Source organism: Bacillus sp. SRI_025 (genome assembly GCF_057592095.1).
In genome coordinates, this window is record NZ_JBYEGB010000003.1 from 355,808 (window position 1) to 376,448 (window position 20,641).

Genomic DNA, 20,641 nt, shown 5'->3' on the forward strand with positions numbered 1-20,641 from the left:
AGAACAGTGTACACACCATTTGGCTTACTTCCTACATCCAAAAACGGCACTATTGACCAGTCCATAATTCCGTGTCATCATCATCTTATGATGTGAAAACGAGAGAAGGTGCACGATGTATATTCATTTAGACCGTTCAAGCGCCACCCCGCTCTGGCAGCAAATCGTAAATGAGATCATTCAAAAAATTCATTCACAAAAACTGCATCCTGACGATCAGTTAACACCGACAAGAGTGCTCGCACAGGAGCTTAATGTATCAAGATCAACCGTCCAGCTTGCCTACGATGAACTGCTGGCAAGAGGCTACGTCAGCACATCTAGAAGAGGCGGTACAAAGGTCATTTCAAGTGATCAATATACAGCTTCCCCTCCCCATCAAAGTGAACCGCCTTTCCCACCTCCGATAAGACCTCACTTTGAAGAAGCCGAAAAACAAATGGACCATTGGCTGTCAGCCAATCATTTTCATGAGAAGCTCGATATTGATTTTCGTCATCAGGAACCGGCGATCGATGAACACTTTCAAAACATATGGAAACGCTCGCTCATGAAAGCATTACAGCGATTAGATATGAAGAATTGGGGCTATTCCTCCCCGCATGGATTATGGGAAGTGCGTTCAGAAATACGCCAATATTTATCTGTTGAGCGCGGGATTGAAGTAGAAGAAGATCAAATGGTGTTAACAGGTGGCACCCAGCAAGCCATTGATTTGATTTCACAGGTATTGCTTAAAAAAGGGGATACAGTAGCTGTTGAAGATCCAGGTTTTCCTGGGGCAAGGCTGTCGTTTATGCATCGCGAAATGAACATTCACCCCGCACCAGTTGATGAAGAAGGAATGATGGTGAATACATTGCCCCAGCAAACAAAACTGATTGCTGTGACGCCCTCCCATCAGCGTCCAACTGGAGTATGTATGAGTGTAAACAGAAGGCAGCAGCTGCTAAAGTTTGCTGTCAGCCATCAGTCTTATATATTAGAGGATGATTTTGATGGAGATTATCGTTACCATGGCGGGCCGCTCCCTTCCCTATTTTCAGAAGCACCCGAGCATGTGATTTACATCTTAAGCTTCTCAAAGGTGCTGGCGCCTGGCATCCGCCTTGCTGCCATTATCGGCACCAAAGCAGTCATGAAAGAAATTGCCGCACTGCAATCACTCATTCAAAGACAGCTGCCCATTATGGAACAAATCACACTTGCTTCTTTTTTCAAAGAAGGAGAATTCACCCGATATGTCAGGCGAATGAGACAGCTGTATAAAAAAAGACAGGCGGCCATGATGGAAGCCCTTTTGGCACATCAATTTGACAAACACTTCCGTATCTATGGAACCGATACGGGCCTTCATGTCTTTTTAGAAGGAACACCAGACTTTGATGAAAAAGGAAGCATTGAAGCAGCAAAGGCAGCTGGCGTTGGCATTTATCCTTTAAGTCCTTATTGTTTTGAAAGCAATCGAAAGGGATTACTGCTAGGATTCGCCTGTACGGACGAAAGCATGATTCAAGAGGGCGTTCGCCGTTTAAAGAAAATACTTCACATCTAAAAAAGCCTGGAAGTAAACCTTCCAAGCTTTTTAGGATGATTGCTGAATCTGACCTACTTCTTCAATAAATGCGGCTGTCTGCTGCAAGCCATCCTGAAAATGATGGGTAGCGGATATAAACAGCTTTTCTTGATCGGGATGCTTCAAGAGCTTCTCCACCTTACTAACCCCTTTTTCAAATGAAGCCAGGCCCGTCTTTAATTGTTGATCGGCCTTTTGATAAGCGGCTGGAACTTCTTGATGATCAAGCCCTTTTTGAATCACACGATCAAATGCTTTCGTCGCTTCTGTCAATTTTTTATTTGTTTGAATTTTTCCATGTCCATCTGAGATAAACTGATCGGTCATCTTTTCATATGATTCATTTAACTCATTCATATAAGATTGAACCCATTGTTCATAAGCAGCTTCTTTTGCGTCTTGTTTTGAAGGCGATTGACCTGCTTGCTGACAGGCTGCTAGTAATGTCACTGTTAGGATAAATAGCAGCACCAAATGTGATTGTTTTTTCATACAGAGCCTCCATTTCTTCATCCCACTCGTTCATATCGGTCAAATATAAGCATCCTTTACTACATAAAAATACTTCGCAAGAATTGATTTCTTTTATTGTAACAGACAAGCTCGTGTCACTTCTGTGATTTATGAATAAATAGATGAAAATACGTCTAAGGATTCACATTTCCCTGTCATTTCCCAATACAACCAATAGACGACGAGACATACGTATTTGGTTTCAATGAATTCATCTTTATGATAGATGTCCCCCTTTTTACATTGCATGAAGTCCATATGAGATAAGAGGTCCAGCGGCTGCTCTGCCGCTGGCTTTTGATTAATATCTGTTACGAAGCTCCCTTAATATAAAATCGTATACGAGATTGAGCTGCTGTTCCTTTGGATACAGCATAAATTCTTGTTTCTTAGGAAGACCTCCATCAAGACGATCTTGAAATTTCGTTCGGAGATATGCTGTCCGGTGCACCTGACTCTCAAATGATTTATAAGAGACATCAAGTTTGATGGTTTGCTCATTTGTAAAGGTGACCACCGTGTCTCCGAGGGATGATTCCTGGAAGGTATGAATGTATTTGTGGGAGATCCAGCCGCACTGAGGACGGTTGGATGAATAGGTTGGGAAGAAATACAGATGATTGGATGAGTCAATCACAATTGGAGGTTTATGAGATATACCTGTTACTTCATATGTTCCCGCCTTTCTGCCTGCATAGCTTGAGCCGAAGAATCTGCAGCTGCGTTCAATAATTTGCAGGGGCTTTAATTCAACATAAAAGCTTGTCTCTCTTTCTATGACTTTTGAATATACTCTTTTTCCTTCTTCAACTGAAAGGACCGCCATTGTTGTTTGATTAATGACGTATGAATCTAAAGGTGTTTCACTAATTCCTGACACTTCTTTTCCTCCTGTGTTAATATTTGGTTATTTAGGATACTATTAATCTATCACCAACATATAAGAAACGACAGGATTTTTTCAAAATTTATTAAAAATCATCTTTTTATCATATTTTTTAGTCCATTCGATCTATCGAAAAGCTTTTTTTAAAGATATATCACATTCTGTCGATTGGACAAGTGATGTCGATTCTGCTCAAAAATAAATTGTCTAAAAATTATAAATTCTTGTTGATTTTTTCTCCGCCAATCCATATACTATAAAAAAGGCATCGGGGGGATTCTTTATGAAAGAGAAAAAAACGTATGCTGAGCTCATGAAGTCCCGCAACACCCAAAAAACCGAAGAAAACGGCGTCACCATTTTAGACATCTATATTCAAATGGTTTTAGATGAGGCGCTTTATAAACAGCGCTTAACCTTCCTAAGAGAAGAGATTGATAAGGCACTGGATCAGCGTGATGAAAAGCGATTCAATGACTTGTCAGCTCAATATGCAGAACACTGCTTACATCAATCATGATGATTTTACTTGCGGCAGAGAGACAGCAACTTGTCTCTTTACCGCAAGTTTTTTGTTTATCCATTTAAAATGGTTCCGCCATTCACATGGAGCATTTGTCCATTCATATAAGATGAATCTTCACTTGCTAAAAATAAATAACTCGGTGCAAGCTCTACTGGCTCACCAGGACGCTCCATTGGGACATCCCCGCCAAATTCAGAGACTTCTTTTTCCGTAAAGGTTGATGGAATCAGCGGTGTCCAAATGGGACCCGGTGCTACCCCATTCACTCTAATCCCTTGTTTAATGAGCGATAAGGATAATGATCTCGTAAATGTCACGACCGCCCCTTTTGTAGATGAATAATCGATCAATGTTTCATGCCCTTTATAGGCGGTGACAGATGCTGTATTAATAATACTGCTTCCTTTTTTTAAATGAGGAAGAACAGCCTTTGTTAAATAAAACATGGCAAAAATATTCGTTTGAAACGTCCGAAGAAGCTGATGTGAGGTAATTTGCTCAATGCTTTTTTGCGGATGCTGTTCCCCGGCGTTATTCACCAAAATATCAATGGAACCAAATGCATCTTTTGTTTTTTTGACGACCTCATTTGAAAAAGCCTCATCCCCTAAATCACCTGCAATTAAGATGACACGGCCTCCCGCTTTCTCAATATAGTCCTTTGTCTCTTCGGCATCGCGATGTTCACTTAGGTACACAATGGCGACATTGGCACCTTCCTTCGCAAATAAGACAGAGACTGCTCTACCGATCCCGCTGTCTCCACCTGTCACAATGGCTGTTTTTCCTGCTAACTTTTTATCCTGCACCTCACGATCAAAGACAGGTCTAGGGTTCATTTTATATTCAAGACCAGGACGTTCATTTTGGTGCTGAGGCGGCAATGTTTTCTTCGGCTGCTTTGTTGACACGTTAGTCCACTCCTTCCTTTTATCTTGTTTATTTTTATGTGCTGGCTCCTTTTTTATGTATGACGCCCTTGTTTCCTTTCAGATGTATGATTTTCATTATTGTGGAAAAATTATACACAACAAGTTAAGTGGAGGCGACAACATGGAACAAGAACATAAAGGAATGGAAGAGGCAAAATCGTTATGGCTGTCGGACAGCCGGAAGCATTCTTTTTCTTCTGTCAATGAAGATCTCACAGCAGATGTGATCATTGTCGGCGGCGGTATTACCGGTATCGCTGCGGCCTTTGAAATGACAGAGCGAGGATTAGATGTGATCATCATTGATGCCGAACAATTGCTGCAAGGCACGACCGGACACACAACGGCTAAAATCACCTCACAGCATGATGTGTACTATTATGAGCTGATACAGCAGATTGGCATGCCAAAAGCACGTTTGTATGTAGAAGCAAACGAAAAAGCAAAAGACCTCATTCAAGCTCGTATCAAAGAGCACGACATCGATTGTCAGCTAGAGATAAAAGATGCGTACCTTTATACAAAGGAAGAAAGCGGTGTAAAAAAGTTAAAGAAGGAATTAGATGCCTACAAACAGCTTGGTATTGACCGGGAATGGAAAACAGAGCTTCCTTTTGACGCTGACATCAAAGCAGCCCTTGCGATGACGAATCAGGCACAGTTTCATCCCCTTCATTATCTCAATGCGCTAATTGACAAGCTCCTCGAGCGAGGTGTACGTATCTTTGAACAAACAACCGCTGTTGATGTAAAAGAAGGGAACCGGCCTGCTGTCGTCACAAAAAACGGACATCATCTGACAGGGCGCTACATCATTTCATGCTCACACTTTCCTTTTTATGATGGGAAAGGACTTTACTTCACCCGAATTCATCCAGAACAATCTTATGTCGTAGCAGCCAAAACGACAAAACCTCTCCCAGACGGGATGTACCTCGGAATTGATCAGCCTGCTCACTCTTTAAGAACGGCAGAATGGCACGGCGAGGAAGTTGTCCTCATCGGAGGAGAAGGTCATAAAACAGGACAAGGCGGAGATGAATCCGCTCACTATGAAGGACTAGAAACGTTTGGAGACGCCACCCTTGGAATTGAAGAAGTGCTGTATCGCTGGTCGACACACGATATGGTCACAATGGATCAAATCCCTTACATTGGCCGCCTGACCAAACACCACCAGAATATCTTTGTTGCGACCGGCTTTAGAAAATGGGGCATGACCACAAGCCACGTAGCTGCTACTCTTATCGGTGATTTAATTGAAGGAAAATCGAATCCATACGAATCAATTTTTACGCCATCAAGACCTGTTACTGACTCTTTCGTCAAAGATTTCATAAAAGAAAATACCAATGTCGCTGCCAAGCTGATCAGTGGTAAATTCAAACGAACTGATCAAACAATCGATGATTTACAACCAGGCGAGGGCGGCATTATCTCGTATGAACATAAAAAGTGCGGCGCCTATAAATCAGAGGATGGAAATATCTTTCTTGTCGATACCACGTGTACTCATCTAGGCTGCGAAGTCGCTTGGAATAATAGTGACCGCACTTGGGATTGCCCGTGTCACGGTTCACGTTTTTCTATTACTGGAGAAGTAGTAGAAGGCCCTGCTAAAAAACCACTAAAAAGGTCGTATAAAGAACAGTAAAATTTCACTCTTCCCCTTTAAAAAATCCAATATTATCCGATAAAAAACATAAAGTCTGATATTTGTGATGATTATGGGGGGACAAACAAATTGTTATTTAAAAAAGAACCGAAAAGAAAAAACACTGCTTTTTTCACAGAGCAGGATGATGGGATAAAACGAATCAATTTCTCGAACAATACGGACATCGCTAAACAAATCAAAATGATCGACCTGACGCAGCATGACCTATTGATATTAAAGCAGCTCAATTCAATTGTTCAGGATGATATTGCACATATCGTTGATAAATTTTATAAAAATTTAGAAGTCGAGTCTTCCTTGATGCATATCATTCAAGACAATAGTTCTGTCGATCGTTTGAAAAAAACACTCCGCATTCATATTAGCGAAATGTTTGCAGGTGTGATTGACGAAAACTATGTGGCAAAACGCATTAAAATTGCGCAAGTTCATTTACGGATTGGACTCCAGCCTAAATGGTACATGGCCGCATTCCAAGACCTTCTGCTATCAATTATGGATTTATTCGCTAACCATATCCAAGATTTCAAAGAATATCAGACAGCAGTCAAAGCGACAACGAAAATTTTAAATTTAGAGCAGCAGCTTGTCCTAGATACATTCCAAAATGAATATTCTAAAATTCGTGATGAAGCAGAAGAGCAGCAGCAGGAGCTTCATACAAAAATCACGGAAACTTCAAATTCGCTTGCTTCTCTCTTCTCAAACACAACAAGTGCAGTTGACAAGCTTGTCTCAAAATCGGATGAGATGGCGGACATGTCACAAGCTGGAACACAAATTTCAGCACAGGTTGAAGAAAAATCAATCGGCGGTAAAAAAGAATTAGAAATTCAGCAAACACAAATGAATCAAATTGACGGCAGCATGACAAAAATTGAAACAGAAATTAAGCGCCTTGAAGAAATCGCTAAACAAATTGAACAAATCTTTGGGATCGTTACAGGTATTGCAGAGCAGACGAACTTGTTATCTTTAAATGCCTCAATCGAATCTGCACGAGCAGGTGAACACGGAAAAGGCTTTGCTGTCGTTGCAAACGAGGTGCGCAAATTATCAGAGGACACAAAGAAAACGGTTTCAACTGTATCTGAACTCGTTAACAATACCAATTCACAAATCGCCATTGTGTCCCAGCATATTGCGGACGTGAACTTACTTGTGACAGACAGTAAAGAAAAAATGACTCAAATCAATTCACTCTTTGATGATATCGTCAGCAGCATGAACTTAAGCAAAAACCAAAACGGAAAAATTGAAATTGACCTTCAGACCTTCCTTAACGAATTGAAGGAAGTCAAACAAACGGTGTCTCAAGTCGCAAGCTCCGTCGAATCCTTAACTAGCCTGACAAATCGCTAATACAGCCTTTTTTCTTCTGCTTTAGTATAATAGAAGAAAAGATAGAAAAGGCGGGATTTGATTGACAACAATTTGCCTAGTCAGACACGGGGAAACAGATTGGAATGCAGCGAAACGAATTCAAGGACGAACAGATATCCCTTTAAACGACAAAGGTAAATGGCAGGCTGAACAAACTGGACTTTACTTAAAGGATGTCCATTGGGATGTTGTCATTTCCAGTCCACTAACAAGGGCAAAAGAAACGGCACACTTGATTTTAAATCATGTCCATGCCCCACTTGTCATCATGGATGATTTCATTGAACGAGATTACGGTGACGCTGAAGGCATGTCGTTTGAGGAACGTTCAAAGCTGTTTCCAGATAAACAGTATCCAAATATGGAACCACTTGAGACGATTCAAAACCGAATGTTAGAAGGTATTGAGAAAGTCAGAGCCGCCTATCCTGATCAACATGTCCTGATCGTAGCTCACGGCGCTGCTATCCATGCTTTACTCACCACTTTGGCTGATGAACATATGGGTCTACAGAACACGAGACTTGTCAATGCTTGCTTAAATTATGTGGAATGGTCAGATGGTAAATGGAAGGTTCGTGATTACAATGTGGTCAGCCATTTAACTCAATCCACCCCTTCTTAAAGAGCCTGTTATCTTAGCAGGTTCTTTTTTATGACAAAAACAATGATAAAATAATATTTTTTTATATCGAAATTCGAAATAGATGCTAGACAATTCTACCTATTTTATGGCTTTTCGGGTATCGAATATTTAACCGGAAATGGATCATGAGAAAAAAAGCACACTCCCTTTTTAATAGATCATCGCTGAAATGATAGAATAAACATATTTTACCACCAGTTCCAAGTGACTTAATTCCCCAATTTTCGCTAGGACTTTCACAAAAATTCAGGTCTACTCTTATTTGCCTACTTCCCTTAAACTGAATATACAGAATAATCAAACGGATCATTCTATTAGACTACGGATGATTATTCTGAAATAAGAAAAAAGGGATGTGGAATGTGCGTGAAAAAGAAAAATGTGATGACAAGTGTTTTATTGGCTGTCCCTCTTCTGTTTTCAGCAGGGTTTGGAGGCTCCATGGCAAATGCCGAGACGGTCTCCAAAACAGATAGTGAAAAAAGCTATATTGTTGGTTTTAAAGCCTCTGCCACCACAAACAGCTCTAAAAAACAAGCTGTCATTCAAAATGGTGGAAAACTAGAAAAACAATACCGCCTCATTAATGCTGCACAAGTGAAAATGTCCGAACAAGCCGCCAAAAAACTTGAACATGACCCTAGCATTGCTTACGTAGAAGAAGACCATAAAGCAGAAGCATATGCACAAACCGTCCCTTATGGAATCCCTCAAATCAAAGCTCCAGCTGTACACGCTCAAGGTTATAAAGGTGCTAATGTCAAAGTAGCTGTCCTTGATACTGGAATCCACGCTGCACACCCTGACTTAAATGTTGCAGGCGGTGCGAGCTTCGTCCCTTCAGAGCCAAATGCCACCCAAGACTTTCAATCACATGGAACTCACGTAGCTGGAACCATTGCTGCCCTTGATAACACAATTGGTGTACTCGGGGTCGCTCCAAGCGCTTCCCTATATGCTGTAAAAGTATTAGACCGTTATGGCGACGGACAATACAGCTGGATTATTAGCGGTATTGAATGGGCTGTAGCCAATAATATGGATGTCATCAATATGAGCTTAGGCGGACCAAGCGGTTCAACTGCGCTTAAAAATGCCGTCGATACAGCGAATAACCGTGGAGTCGTTGTTGTGGCAGCCGCAGGTAATTCTGGCTCTAGCGGCTCTAGCAGTACAGTTGGCTATCCAGCAAAATACGATTCTACAATTGCTGTTGCCAATGTAAACAGTAACAATGTCAGAAACTCATCTTCTAGCGCAGGTCCTGAATTAGATGTTTCTGCACCTGGTACTTCTATTTTAAGTACAGTGCCAAGCAGTGGATACACTTCTTATACTGGAACATCTATGGCGTCTCCTCATGTAGCAGGAGCAGCAGCGCTTATTCTTTCTAAAAACCCGAACCTAACAAATTCACAGGTTCGCCAGCGCTTAGAAAATACAGCGACACCGCTTGGTGACTCATTCTATTATGGAAAAGGGTTAATCAACGTTCAAGCGGCTTCTAACTAACCAAGTGTGATAAAAAAAATCCGGCTGATCCAGCCGGATTTTTTTTATTACTGCTTTTTAGGCGGCTTCTCTTTTTCCGCCGCTTTTTCCATATCCATGATTCTCTCCATCATGGTTGGGTGTCCATAACGGAAAATCTTCACTAGAAACGGTGGATTCACCTGGGACAATCCTGATTTTGCAAGTTTTTGAAAAGACGTTACGCCCGCCTCCCCGTCTTTTGTCATGTTCACCGCATATTCATCGGCTGCCCGTTCTTGATGCCTTGACACTGCATTTGTAAAAGGTGAAGCTGCAAATGACAGCATCGATACGATGATTAAAAGAAGCGGAAGAGCAGCAATGTCGTGTGACACCTTCAGACGAAATGTGGCTGCCCCTTTTTGATAAAGATAAAAATAAAGACGATCGATCGCAAATAATCCGGCCAATGACAGCACTAAATATCCTGCTAATCCAATATAAACATGTTTCATGACGTAATGTCCCATTTCATGCGCCATGATAAATAAAATTTCGCGGTCTTTCAGCTTTTGCAGTGTTGTGTCCCATAAGACAATACGCTTATTTTCACCAATTCCTGTGACATAAGCGTTCATCGTGTTCGTTTTCTCAGACATATTGACCTCATACACATGATCTGCCGGAATATGCGCTTTGTCTGCAAGCGTTAATATCTTCTTCTCAAGCGCTTGATCCTTTAGTGGATAAAAATTGTTATATAACGGATCAATGACGACCGGCTGTATAAAGAAGAGAAACAGCGTAACTGGGACTGTCAAACACCACGCATACAGCCACCAGCATTTTCTTCTCTTTTGAATCAGCCAAAAAAACACAATTGCACAAAGGGCAAGGAGCGGATATTGAATCCAAAAATCCAGTGTTTGATCTTTCAACCAGCTTGCCGTACTTTGTGCAGATACTCCGTAGTGTAAAGACAGCTGATAGCCAATCCACTTAATTGGGAATGAAATGAGCATTGTTAGAAGCGACAGCACAAACACGTACACAAGTTTGCTTAAAAACGTGAAACGAGCTGCTGCCAGGCTCCAGTCTGCTATTTTCCGTGAAAACCCTGAAATGAGCAAAAGGAAAAAGACATACCAATCTAATGGGATGGTTATGAAATACAGCAGGTTCCGTATGTTCGAGAAATTCTCGCTAATCGCAAGCTCATGACTTGTCATAAAAGTATGCGGATCTGCACTTGTCCCTTTTACGCTTTCAGGTACCGATGAATCCCCCATTAGAAACAAATATGAATAAATAAAAAGACCGTACAATATGTATGCTACCGTTGCAAGAGCTACCCATTTACGTACTCGCACAGGTCAGCCTCCTTTCCATTCCTCTCTCTATTCTAATCACTCTTTTTTTCGTTTAGAACCTGTCTCATGTGGCTCCATCATAGCATGCCCCATCTGAAAAAGCTTTCGCGAAAAAAATGATTATGCGACTCAAAAATCGGAGAAGCTACATGTATAACAGTGAGTTGGAGGATCAAAATGAAGAAAATCCTTGCAGGAGTTGTGATTTTGGGACTTTTATTCATCACCTTCTTTTATGTGTTCAGCCGGACGAGCGAAATCTTTGATGAAAATCGAGCAGAAAAATTGCTGCTCTCGCCAGCGAATGAATCCATCTCTTATGAAATAGATGATAAGGACACAGCAGAAGATCTAATTGAAGAATTAAATAAAGGCAGACAAACAAGCAATCATCTCAAGAAAAATTTAAAAAAGCCCGATTATATCGCCAAAGTGATGTTCGGACGAACAAACGGCACCACCTTTCAGCTTTGGACCGACCGATCACAAGTCGTTTTTTTAGTTGATGGAACGTATTATGAACTGAATCAAAAACAGTCGAAATCTTTTCAGAAACAGTTAAAAGAAGCCATTCAAAAGAGCTAAAATGATCTTTTTAGCCCTTTGTCTTCTTTCGGCGTGAGATGCGAGGATTTGTCTACATGCTAAGGGAGCCTCCTCATCAGAGACTCCCTTTTTTTATTTACTTTCTTCTGCTTGATACTTTTCCTTTAGCGCTCTTCTTAAAATTTTACCTGTTGTGTTTTTAGGAATATCATCTATGAAATGGATCGTTTGGGGCTGCTTATATTTCGCTAAATAGCGTGAACAATGTGTAATGATGTCTTCTTGATTGATGTGAGCATGTTTCTTAGGGGAAATGTAACAGACGACTGCCTCTCCTGTGTTTGGGTCTGGCACACCGATGACAACGGCTTCTGCTACAGCTTCATGTTGATAAAGTACCTCTTCTACTTCTCTTGGATACACATTATAACCGCCAACAAGAATCATATCCTTTTTCCGGTCGACAATATAAATATATCCTTCTTCGTCTCTTCTCGCCAAATCGCCAGTATACAGCCAGCCGTCTCTTAGTGCAGCTTCCGTATCTTCTGGCATTTGGTAATAGCCTTTCATGATGTTCGGCCCTTTTGCTATCAGCTCTCCGACTTCATTTGGACCGACTTCTTCTCCTAGTTCATTCACTATTTTATTCTTCACATTCATAATGTCAGTCCCGACAGAACCTGGTTTTCTTTTTCCGTCAAGAGGATTAAATGCAGTCACTGGTGACGCCTCTGATAATCCATAACCCTCAAGGACCGTAACACCGAACTTTTTCTCAAAGCCATGGAGTAAGGCAACAGGCATGGAGGCACCGCCTGATATACAGATCCTCACAGATGCCATCGCTTTATCATGCCCCTCCTGGCGGTACAAATAGTTATACATGGTGGGCACACCAACAAATAGCGTTGGCTTCTCTTTTTCCATCATGCGCAAAAGCTCTGAAGGGCTGAAATGCGGCAAGACATAAATCGTCGCACCATGAATCAACGGTGCATTCATGCAGACTGTTAAACAAAAAACATGGAACATTGGCAAAGCGGCAATGACCTTGTCCTTTTTATCAATCGATAAATACTCAGCGACATCTCTAGCATTTGAATAAAGGTTGAAATGAGTCAGCATTGCACCTTTTGGTTTTCCTGTCGTGCCAGATGTAAATAAAATAACAGCGGTATCATCTGGCTGAATGGAAGGATGTACATTCTCATTCGCAACACCTGACACAAGCTTTCCAAAGAAAACAAGTCGATCAGATACTTCCTTGAAGCTTGATCTGCACGCCGATTCATTTTCTGCACAAATGATGACTCTTTCAATGGACGGAAGCTGCTCATACACCTGCTCGTACACTGGCAGAAGCTGTTCAGGCGCCACAATACCTTTTACATCGCCTGTGATGAGCATATACCCAATTTCACTAGGTGTATATGTTGGGTTAATAGGTACTACGACAAGCCCTGCCTTTAATGCGCCAAAAAAAGAAATGACAAAATGCGGTGAATTTCCTAAAATAAGCGCGATATGATCCCCAGCTTGAAACCCTTCGTTGACTAATCCATCTGCAAAACGCTCGATACTTGTCATCAGCTCTCGATAGGTCCACTTCTTTCCTTCAAAGATCAGTGCGATATTTTCTCCCTTCGTCATCGCCGTCTGCTGAAGATTTTTGATCAAATCCATTCTCCCACCCCTTACATGTCATCAATGAATGAATGACCATTCATTTTATGGCCGAACATTCCTCCTTTCTATTATAATAGACAATCGAAAAAATCCACAAGATCAAATGTAAATCGCTTTCATTTCCTTCAATCAAAAAAGCACCGCTATCTCTAGCCGTGCTTTCACGCGATTAATAAATCAAATCAAGAAAATCCTCTTTTGATACATTGCCGAAATAGTGGCGCATATCCATATCTTCTAAGACGTCACTGATCGTTTTACGATCATATTGCTGCCCAATGAGCCGCTTCTCAATATCGGCAATATCCCCTACGCCAAAGAAATCACCAAAGATTTTGCAATCCTGGATCATCCCTTTTTTCACTTCTAATCGCAAATCAATGGAGCCTGCAGGGAATCTCTTAGAATGCTGTAAATTAAATTTCGGTGAACGGCCATAGTTCCATTCCCATTTTTGATAGCGATCTCGGGAAATCTCGTGAATCTTTTCCCAATCCTTTTCGGTCAGGCGATATTGAGGCACGTCCCCATTTGTATCAAAAATGTAGCTTAAAAGAATTTTTCTAAACTCTTCTGTTGTCATTTTTTGATCCATCAATTCACTGATATTGGCAACCCTGCTTCTAATCGATTTGATGCCTTTTGATTCAATCTTTTCTTTTTTCACATTTAAAGCCGAAACGACATGTTCAATTTCTGAATCAAATAGCAGCGTGCCATGGCTGAAAATACGTCCTCTTGTTGCAAACTGGGCATTTCCAGAAATTTTACGTCCATCTGCCATGATGTCATTTCTGCCGCTCAATTCAGCTTTAACACCTAGCTTTTCAAGCGCTTTGATGACTGGCTCTGTGAACTTCTTAAAGTTATGGAAGCTGTCCCCATCATCTTTTGTGATAAAGCTGAAGTTTAAGTTTCCTTTGTCATGGTAAACTGCACCACCGCCAGATAAGCGGCGCACGACTTTGATTCCGTTGTCTTCCACGTACTTCGTGTTGATTTCTTCTATTGTATTTTGGTTCTTTCCAATAATGATTGACGGCTGATTGATGTAAAACAGCAAATACGTTTCTTCTGGATCTAAATATTTTAAGCAATATTCTTCAATTGCCAAGTTAATCATTGGATCATAATGTTGTTCGTTATCGATAAACAGCATCTCTATCTTCCTTCCTTGTTCCATCTAAGCCCTGAATGGGCAAGCTGTATATTGCCAGTATATAACGCCTGTGCTTCATTGACTAGGTCTTTATGACGGCCAAAATGGGGCAGATGGGTGATGATGAGTTCCCCAACATTTGCTTCCTTTGCAATCTTCCCTACCTCTGTACTGTTCATATGTCCAGCACCTGATCCATCCTGTCCAGCGTAAAAATTGCTTTCGGCTATGAGCAGATCTGCTCCCTTGCTAAAAGGAATAAATGCCTCCTGATAGCTTGAGTCTGCTGTATACACGACCACAGCATCCTCTGCCTGAATTCTCATAGCATAGCATTCTGCCGGATGAACCGTTTTCAAAAAATCAATTTGAAATGGTCCAAGCTGAATCCCTTCTTCTGGCTGATAAGGCTTTGCCTTTGTATGTACATCATCAGAAAGCCGTCCAAACGCTTCTTGATCACCAGTATGTCCATAGATCGGAAGCGGGCCGCTGCTTTTTCCTAAATGATATCCCACTAGCTTCGCATATTGGAGTGATCCGATATCTGCAATATGATCGTGGTGATAATGAGAAAGGAGAACAGCATCTAGTTCTTCTATATCAATGTATTGCTGAAGCTTTGAAAGAACACCGCTTCCGCAGTCTACAAGAAGCCTGAAGCCATTTGATTCAAAAAGGTAGCCTGATGTCGCTTCACCTGCTGCCGGAAACCCTCCATAGCATCCAATTACGGTTAATTTCATCGTCATTTTTCCCTCCTTTTCTAAAAATCCCCTTCTTACAATATACCCATTTTTCATGGAAAAAGCATTCTTCTTGCCTATTGTTACAAAACAGATTGACAATTATTAATCTGTTATAATACAATGATAGCAACAAAACGTATTGGAGGATGACAAATGCTAGGAAAAATCACAGAGTTTTTTAGAAATTTGCCTTCAAAGAAATGCACAAAATGTGGAAATGATTTAATGGAACAGCACGAGTGTTACGGTAATGAATGTGAGGAATGCTCACAAGTAAGTTATCTTAAATAAGGGAATAAATTGAATAAAAAAGCACTTTTTCCCTCCTCCGTCAGTTGGAGTCAAAAGTGCTTTTTATTTTTTCTGAAAAATAGGTAAAAAGGTAAAACCCTTGTCACAAAAGGGTTTTTTAGTATTTTTATATGATGAGTTTTAGTTCTGAAGACACTTTTTATTGACTAAAAACAATGAAGGAGGTTCTAAATGTCTATTTTTTCTAACAATTTTGTATTTTCTTAATATAATTTTATCGTGGACGAACCTCTTTAATTTTAGTTATACTTTAATTCATATATTAAAACTTAATATGATGGGAATATTCCTTTAATGAATATGTTAGGGAGGAAATCTATGAAAAAATTAAAATTTGGATTGGCTACTCAAATCCTAATCGGTCTTATTCTCGGTGTCGTTGTTGGGGCAATCTTTTTCGGTAACCCAGGAGTCGAGACATACTTAAAACCAATTGGAGACTTCTTCTTAAGACTCATTAAGATGATTGTCATACCAATTGTCGTATCCAGCTTAATTTTAGGTGTTGCAGGTGCGGGTGATGGTAAAAAAGTAGGGAAACTTGGTTTTAGAACCATTCTTTATTTTGAAATTATCACAACATTTGCGATTATCCTTGGCCTTGTCCTAGCAAACTTTGTACAGCCTGGTGCAGGCGTTGACTTTGGAAATACGGAAAAACAAGATATTAGCCAGTATGTTGAAACGGAAAAAGAGCAAAGCAGCAAATCAGTTGCTGATACGTTCCTTCATATCGTTCCAACGAACTTCTTCCAATCATTGGCGGAAGGTGATTTGCTTGCGATTATTTTCTTCACTGTGCTGTTTGCACTTGGCGTTTCAGCGATTGGGGAACGCGGTAAACCAGTGCTCGCCTTCTTCGAGGGTGTATCACATGCCATGTTCCATGTCGTTAATGTTGTGATGAAAGCTGCACCATTTGGTGTATTCGCACTCATTGGTGTGACCGTATCAAAATTTGGTCTTGAATCTCTTATTTCATTAGGTAAGCTTGTAGGTCTTGTTTATTTTGCGCTCGCTCTCTTCCTTATCGTTGTATTCGGAATTATCGGAAAGATGATTGGCGTCAATATTTTCAGATTTCTTGCTTACATGAAAGACGAAATGCTTCTTGCCTTTAGTACATCCAGCTCTGAAACAGTTTTACCAAGAGTCATGGATAAAATGGAACGCATCGGATGTCCAAAAGGAATTGTTTCGTTCGTTATCCCAATCGGTTATACGTTTAACCTGGATGGCTCCGTCTTGTATCAAGCCATTGCTGCGCTTTTCCTTGCACAGGTATATGGCATTGACCTCACGATCGTCCAGCAGCTTACACTTGTTCTTGTACTGATGGTAACATCTAAAGGAATGGCTGCCGTTCCTGGTACTTCATTTGTTGTATTACTCGCGACATTAGGAACGATCGGTGTACCTGCTGAAGGTCTTGCATTTATTGCAGGTGTGGACCGTATCATGGATATGGCACGGACTGTTGTGAACTTAACAGGAAATGCACTTGCAGCTGTTGTGATGTCTAAATGGGAAGGGCAGTATGACCCTGAAAAAGGACATCGCGTGATGACAGGACAAGAGGTACCCGAGCCAACACAGCTTTCAAGCTAATGAAAAAGAACCCCATCTATCGGGGTTCTTTTTTTATGCTGTGATTAATGGTGATTGAACATAGTGATAAAGAAGATCTGCAGTATGGACAAGTGAATCTTCATGTGTTCTTTCAAAGGCATGCGAGGAATCTATACCAGGACCAATCAGTCCATGAATGATATCATGCCCTGCTCTAATGGCTGCTGATGCATCAGAGCCGTAATAAGGGTAAATATCAAGGCGGTAATCAATGTTGTGCTCTTCTGCTAATGCAGCTAAATGCTTGCGTAATCCATAGTGATAAGGGCCGCTCGAATCCTTTACACAAATCGATACACTGTATTCATCTGTTGACTGACCGTCACCAATCGCGCCCATATCTACAGCTAGATATTCCACCGTTTCTTCTGGAATATTCGAGTTCCCGCCGTAGCCAATTTCTTCATTATTAGAAATTAAGAAGTGCGTCGTATGCGGCAATGTGATATTTTCCTTTTGAATTCTGTGGATGAGCCGCAAAAGTAGCGCCACACTTGCCTTATCATCCAGATGTCTTGATTTAATAAAACCTGAAGACGTCACTTCCACTCTCGGATCAAATGAGATAAAGTCCCCTACTTGAATGCCAAGTGCTTTGACATCGTCTGCATCTTTCACCTTTTCATCGAGACGAATCTCCATATTTTCTTGGTTTCGTTTCGCTTTTCCAGCATCCGCATAGACGTGCACGGATGTTTGATGCATAAGAATGGTCCCTGTGTATGTATGGCCTGATGCTGTTTCAATTTCACAATATTCGCCTTCAATTGAGTTATACTGAAAGCCTCCAATAAGTGCTAGACGAAGCCGTCCATTTGATTTAATTTCCTTAACCATCGCACCGAGCGTATCGACATGCGCTGTCAGCATGCGATGTTCTTTGTCATCTGTTCCTTTAATGGTGGCAATTAATCCGCCTTTTCGATTTCGTTTTGTCTCAATGTTCAAATCTTGTAAAAAACGTTCAACAAAGCCGATCACTTTTTCTGTATTTCCTGATGGACTTGGGATTGATACAAGCTTTTGAATCAGCTGAACGGTTTCATTTACTTCAGTAGTCATTCGGCATTTCCTCCTTTGTCTGAAAGCAATTCCTTCCATGTATGCCTTTTTCAGCATCTCTTCTTAAAATATATCGCTTCAGGTTCGAGATGTCTAATTTCAAATGAAAAATCCTTCCTCTATTAAAGAGAAAGGATTCATGGATTAAACTTCGTCCTGTTTCATTTTTCTTACGTTCCAAGCAAAGTATGCTGTTGTTGCCGCCATCATGATGATCGCAACTGTACCAAGGATCGCTGCTTGGTGCCATAAATAGCTGTCATCACCGCTTGCAATGATCGTTCTAAATCCGTTGATTGTATACGTCATTGGAAGCAGACTGTGAATGACTTGGAAGAATTTCGGCACAAGCTCAAGCGGGAATGTACCAGCACTTGCTGCGAGCTGAAGAACCAAGATGATAACAGCAATGAAGCGTCCTGGGTTCCCCATTGTTGTCGCCAGCAGCTGAATGATCGCTAAGAATGTCAGACTGACGATAATCGCAAAGAGATAGAAGCGCCAGAGGCTTTCCACCTCAAGACCGAGCCCAAAGATGAGCAAGGAGCTTGCAATAACTGCTTGCAGGATACCGACAAAAAAGAGCACACTATATTTGCTGAAAAACCATTCAAACGCATTTCTAGGGCGTCCAGCAGGGTCTTTCATTGGGAAGACAACGGTGAGCATGAGAGCCCCTACAAAGAGTCCCATCGATAAAATATAAGGTGTGAGTCCTGTACCATAATTATCAATCTTTTTCGCTGTATCATTTTCTGTTTTCACGGGACTCGCAATCATATTGTAATTGTCTTGACCCGCATCAATTTCTCCTGTTTCATCAGCGGCGCTTTTTAATTTATCGGACAGCTTACCTGTTCCGCTCTTTAAATCTCCCAATCCTTTATCGAGTGATTTTGAGCCTTCAGCAAGCTTAGATGTGTTGCTTTGGATATTCGTTGAACCACTTTCCAGCTTATTTAACGCTGCGCTTAGCTGGCTTGAACCATTTGCAAGCTTATCTGCACCACTTTTCGCTGTATCAAGCTTTCCATTTGCTGTCTGTAGACCATCTTGTAATTGGCCTTGACCTGTTTGAAGCTTCAGTGCACCTTGATACAATTTATTCGTACCAGATGTCATTTGATCAATCGCATTTTGTATCGCGACTGTAGATGTGTACAGCTGTTCTGTTTTCTGTGGCAGCTGTTTGACTTGCTGCAGCTGAGCTTTTGCAGAAGCAACCGCAGATTGAACCTCACTTGCATCAGGCAGTTCCTGCAAGGCCGCTAAGCTTTGTTCAAGTCCAGACAGATCAGGGAGTTCGATTTTAGGCAGACTGTCAAGCTGATCCATTGCCGCCTTTTTCTCTTCATCTGTCATTGAGCTGTTTTGGATAATGCTTTTTACTTTAGCATCTCGATTCGATAACGCTTCTTTTAATGAAGCAAGTTTTGTACTAAACGTTTTTGCGTCTTTTTTCACCTGATCGAGTTTAGGCGCCATCTTTTCAAGATTCGCTAATTCTGGTGATGACAAGACTTTTTCTACTGCTTCAATTTTTTCTGAAAAGGATTGTGCTTTGTTGTTTAGCTGCTCAATGCCCGCTGTGAATTGCGGCATTTTAGAAGCGAGCTGCTGATGGCCTTCCCGGCTTGTGTTTAACCCTTCAGTCAATGTATCAATTCCTGAACCAAGCTCTCCAAATTTCTGATCGATGGTTTGATAGCCTGTTAAGAGCTGGCCAAGTCCGCTGTCAAGAGATTGTATCCCTGTGTTCAGTTCACCCATTTTACCAGCAAACTGATGAACACCTTCGCTATAGGTTAACGTTCCTTCAGCCAATTTTGCTAAATTGTCTTTTAACTTGTTACTGCCATCTTTTGCACTTTTTGTTCCGTCATCAATTTTCTTCGCACCATCGCTTGCTTGATCTAAGCCTTTTGCAATCGTTTTGAAGTTATCAAAAATGACCTCTGCGTAATTTTTTGTGACTTCCTTTGAAACCGAATCTTTTAATTTGATAATGGCATTATTCGCAATTTGTGACGCCGCATAGTTGGCGCCTGGATTCGTATAATATTTCAGATTCGATTTTTTTGGATGTTTATCAAGGACTGTACTTGCATTTTTCGAGAAATCCTTTGGTATTTCCACGACGAGATAATAATCCTCGTTATTTAATCCCTTCACTGCCTTTTCTTCACTGTCGACAAAATTCCATTTGAAATTATCGTTTTTCTTTAATTCCTTCACTAAATCATCGCCGACATGCAGTGTTTTCCCGTCATAATGACTGCCTTCGTCCAAGTTGACCACTGCTACAGGCAATTGATCGACTGTACCATATGGATCCCAGTACGCTTTTAAAAATACGCCACTGTAAATCAGCGGAATAAATAACACAGCGAAAATCGGGATCAGTAGTTTTTTGCTCGTCACAATGTCTTTCCATTGATTCCGAATTAAATTCATTGCTGTTTTCCTCCCATAGATGAATGACTAAATTTAGAATTTGGTCATTTGAACTTAA

18 protein-coding genes and 1 pseudogene are annotated in these 20,641 nt (G+C 41.0%); 10 read left to right on the forward strand and 9 right to left on the reverse strand.

Translation table 11 applies throughout. The annotated features are described in order from the left end of the window. The first annotated feature begins 115 nt into the window (after positions 1–115). Complete coding sequence (gene pdxR / locus AC20OE_RS11515; protein WP_341083447.1) at positions 116–1,555, forward strand: MocR-like pyridoxine biosynthesis transcription factor PdxR; 1,440 nt, start codon at positions 116–118, stop codon at positions 1,553–1,555. A gap of 30 nt (positions 1,556–1,585) precedes the next feature. On the opposite strand, the gene AC20OE_RS11520 is transcribed toward pdxR, so the two are convergent. Both AC20OE_RS11520 and AC20OE_RS11525 read right to left on the reverse strand, forming a co-directional pair. Next, positions 1,586–2,068 (reverse strand): hypothetical protein, encoded by a 483-nt coding sequence (locus AC20OE_RS11520; RefSeq protein ID WP_212043319.1) that lies wholly within the window; start codon positions 2,066–2,068, stop codon positions 1,586–1,588. Between the two features lie 322 nt (positions 2,069–2,390). Continuing rightward, a complete protein-coding gene (locus AC20OE_RS11525) occupies positions 2,391–2,969 on the reverse strand; it encodes a competence protein ComK (RefSeq protein ID WP_039177625.1) in 579 nt (192 codons plus the stop codon). Between the two features lie 289 nt (positions 2,970–3,258). On the opposite strand from AC20OE_RS11525, the gene AC20OE_RS11530 reads away from it, so the two are divergent. Beyond that, positions 3,259–3,495, forward strand: a complete 237-nt coding sequence (locus AC20OE_RS11530; RefSeq protein WP_008348804.1) for an IDEAL domain-containing protein — start codon at positions 3,259–3,261, stop codon at positions 3,493–3,495. 56 nt (positions 3,496–3,551) lie between these two features. On the opposite strand, the gene AC20OE_RS11535 is transcribed toward AC20OE_RS11530, so the two are convergent. Then, positions 3,552–4,412 (reverse strand): SDR family oxidoreductase, encoded by an 861-nt coding sequence (locus AC20OE_RS11535; protein ID WP_024425480.1) that lies wholly within the window; start codon positions 4,410–4,412, stop codon positions 3,552–3,554. 142 nt (positions 4,413–4,554) lie between these two features. Here AC20OE_RS11535 and AC20OE_RS11540 point away from each other — a divergent pair, with 142 nt between their 5' ends. The 5 genes and pseudogenes from AC20OE_RS11540 to AC20OE_RS11560 all read left to right on the forward strand — a co-directional run bounded on the left by AC20OE_RS11540 (position 4,555) and on the right by AC20OE_RS11560 (position 9,652). After that, positions 4,555–6,087: an FAD-dependent oxidoreductase gene (locus tag AC20OE_RS11540; RefSeq protein WP_338594492.1), complete on the forward strand. Its 1,533-nt coding sequence runs from the start codon at positions 4,555–4,557 to the stop codon at positions 6,085–6,087. A gap of 90 nt (positions 6,088–6,177) precedes the next feature. After that, positions 6,178–6,717, forward strand: a pseudogene (locus AC20OE_RS11545) (protoglobin family protein); the annotation flags it as partial. A 240-nt stretch (positions 6,718–6,957) separates the two neighbouring features. Continuing rightward, positions 6,958–7,473, forward strand: a complete 516-nt coding sequence (locus AC20OE_RS11550; RefSeq protein WP_394336034.1) for a methyl-accepting chemotaxis protein — start codon at positions 6,958–6,960, stop codon at positions 7,471–7,473. A gap of 61 nt (positions 7,474–7,534) precedes the next feature. Then, positions 7,535–8,119, forward strand: a complete 585-nt coding sequence (locus AC20OE_RS11555; RefSeq protein WP_059376272.1) for a histidine phosphatase family protein — start codon at positions 7,535–7,537, stop codon at positions 8,117–8,119. 387 nt (positions 8,120–8,506) lie between these two features. Further along, entirely contained in the window at positions 8,507–9,652 is a 1,146-nt protein-coding gene (locus AC20OE_RS11560) for a serine alkaline protease SapB (RefSeq protein WP_047202379.1), read from the forward strand. Between the two features lie 47 nt (positions 9,653–9,699). Here the strand turns inward: AC20OE_RS11560 and AC20OE_RS11565 are convergent, their stop codons facing one another. Then, positions 9,700–10,983, reverse strand: a complete 1,284-nt coding sequence (locus tag AC20OE_RS11565; protein WP_212043316.1) for a M48 family metallopeptidase — start codon at positions 10,981–10,983, stop codon at positions 9,700–9,702. Positions 10,984–11,160: 177 nt separating this feature from the next. Between AC20OE_RS11565 and AC20OE_RS11570 the strand changes: the two genes are divergently transcribed. Beyond that, complete coding sequence (locus AC20OE_RS11570; RefSeq protein ID WP_059376278.1) at positions 11,161–11,568, forward strand: YhfM domain-containing protein; 408 nt, start codon at positions 11,161–11,163, stop codon at positions 11,566–11,568. Positions 11,569–11,661: 93 nt separating this feature from the next. Here the strand turns inward: AC20OE_RS11570 and AC20OE_RS11575 are convergent, their stop codons facing one another. The 3 genes from AC20OE_RS11575 to AC20OE_RS11585 all read right to left on the reverse strand — a co-directional run bounded on the left by AC20OE_RS11575 (position 11,662) and on the right by AC20OE_RS11585 (position 15,123). Continuing rightward, the gene (locus AC20OE_RS11575) at positions 11,662–13,215 is read right to left on the reverse strand and encodes a fatty acid--CoA ligase family protein (protein ID WP_106025309.1); all 1,554 of its coding nucleotides are present in this window, start codon (positions 13,213–13,215) and stop codon (positions 11,662–11,664) included. Between the two features lie 172 nt (positions 13,216–13,387). Next, positions 13,388–14,377, reverse strand: a complete 990-nt coding sequence (gene lplA / locus AC20OE_RS11580; RefSeq protein ID WP_024425472.1) for a lipoate--protein ligase — start codon at positions 14,375–14,377, stop codon at positions 13,388–13,390. Positions 14,378–14,379: 2 nt separating this feature from the next. Further along, a complete protein-coding gene (locus tag AC20OE_RS11585; RefSeq protein WP_487268871.1) occupies positions 14,380–15,123 on the reverse strand; it encodes an MBL fold metallo-hydrolase in 744 nt (247 codons plus the stop codon). A gap of 156 nt (positions 15,124–15,279) precedes the next feature. Here AC20OE_RS11585 and yhfH point away from each other — a divergent pair, with 156 nt between their 5' ends. After that, entirely contained in the window at positions 15,280–15,417 is a 138-nt protein-coding gene (gene yhfH, locus AC20OE_RS11590) for a protein YhfH (RefSeq protein WP_008359029.1), read from the forward strand. 339 nt (positions 15,418–15,756) lie between these two features. Then, positions 15,757–17,046: a glutamate/proton symporter GltT gene (gene gltT / locus AC20OE_RS11595; protein WP_039177611.1), complete on the forward strand. Its 1,290-nt coding sequence runs from the start codon at positions 15,757–15,759 to the stop codon at positions 17,044–17,046. A 33-nt stretch (positions 17,047–17,079) separates the two neighbouring features. Here the strand turns inward: gltT and AC20OE_RS11600 are convergent, their stop codons facing one another. Together AC20OE_RS11600 and AC20OE_RS11605 are read right to left on the reverse strand one after the other, a co-directional pair. After that, positions 17,080–18,129 (reverse strand): M42 family metallopeptidase, encoded by a 1,050-nt coding sequence (locus tag AC20OE_RS11600; RefSeq protein WP_039177610.1) that lies wholly within the window; start codon positions 18,127–18,129, stop codon positions 17,080–17,082. 144 nt (positions 18,130–18,273) lie between these two features. Next, the gene (locus AC20OE_RS11605) at positions 18,274–20,583 is read right to left on the reverse strand and encodes a YhgE/Pip domain-containing protein (protein ID WP_059376286.1); all 2,310 of its coding nucleotides are present in this window, start codon (positions 20,581–20,583) and stop codon (positions 18,274–18,276) included. Between the last annotated feature and the right edge of the window lie 58 nt (positions 20,584–20,641).

Bases quoted from the DNA above. Each gene is read 5' to 3' on its own strand.
- lplA (WP_024425472.1), bottom strand. From the start codon at position 14,377: ATGCTGTTTATCGATAACGAACAACATTATGATCCAATGATTAACTTG.
- AC20OE_RS11540 (WP_338594492.1), top strand. From the start codon at position 4,555: ATGGAACAAGAACATAAAGGAATGGAAGAGGCAAAATCGTTATGGCTG.
- AC20OE_RS11570 (WP_059376278.1), top strand. From the start codon at position 11,161: ATGAAGAAAATCCTTGCAGGAGTTGTGATTTTGGGACTTTTATTCATC.
- yhfH (WP_008359029.1), top strand. From the start codon at position 15,280: ATGCTAGGAAAAATCACAGAGTTTTTTAGAAATTTGCCTTCAAAGAAA.
- AC20OE_RS11605 (WP_059376286.1), bottom strand. From the start codon at position 20,583: ATGAATTTAATTCGGAATCAATGGAAAGACATTGTGACGAGCAAAAAA.
- pdxR (WP_341083447.1), top strand. From the start codon at position 116: ATGTATATTCATTTAGACCGTTCAAGCGCCACCCCGCTCTGGCAGCAA.
- AC20OE_RS11585 (WP_487268871.1), bottom strand. From the start codon at position 15,123: ATGAAATTAACCGTAATTGGATGCTATGGAGGGTTTCCGGCAGCAGGT.
- AC20OE_RS11575 (WP_106025309.1), bottom strand. From the start codon at position 13,215: ATGGATTTGATCAAAAATCTTCAGCAGACGGCGATGACGAAGGGAGAA.
- AC20OE_RS11550 (WP_394336034.1), top strand. From the start codon at position 6,958: ATGAATCAAATTGACGGCAGCATGACAAAAATTGAAACAGAAATTAAG.
- AC20OE_RS11600 (WP_039177610.1), bottom strand. From the start codon at position 18,129: ATGACTACTGAAGTAAATGAAACCGTTCAGCTGATTCAAAAGCTTGTA.
- gltT (WP_039177611.1), top strand. From the start codon at position 15,757: ATGAAAAAATTAAAATTTGGATTGGCTACTCAAATCCTAATCGGTCTT.
- AC20OE_RS11520 (WP_212043319.1), bottom strand. From the start codon at position 2,068: ATGAAAAAACAATCACATTTGGTGCTGCTATTTATCCTAACAGTGACA.
- AC20OE_RS11530 (WP_008348804.1), top strand. From the start codon at position 3,259: ATGAAAGAGAAAAAAACGTATGCTGAGCTCATGAAGTCCCGCAACACC.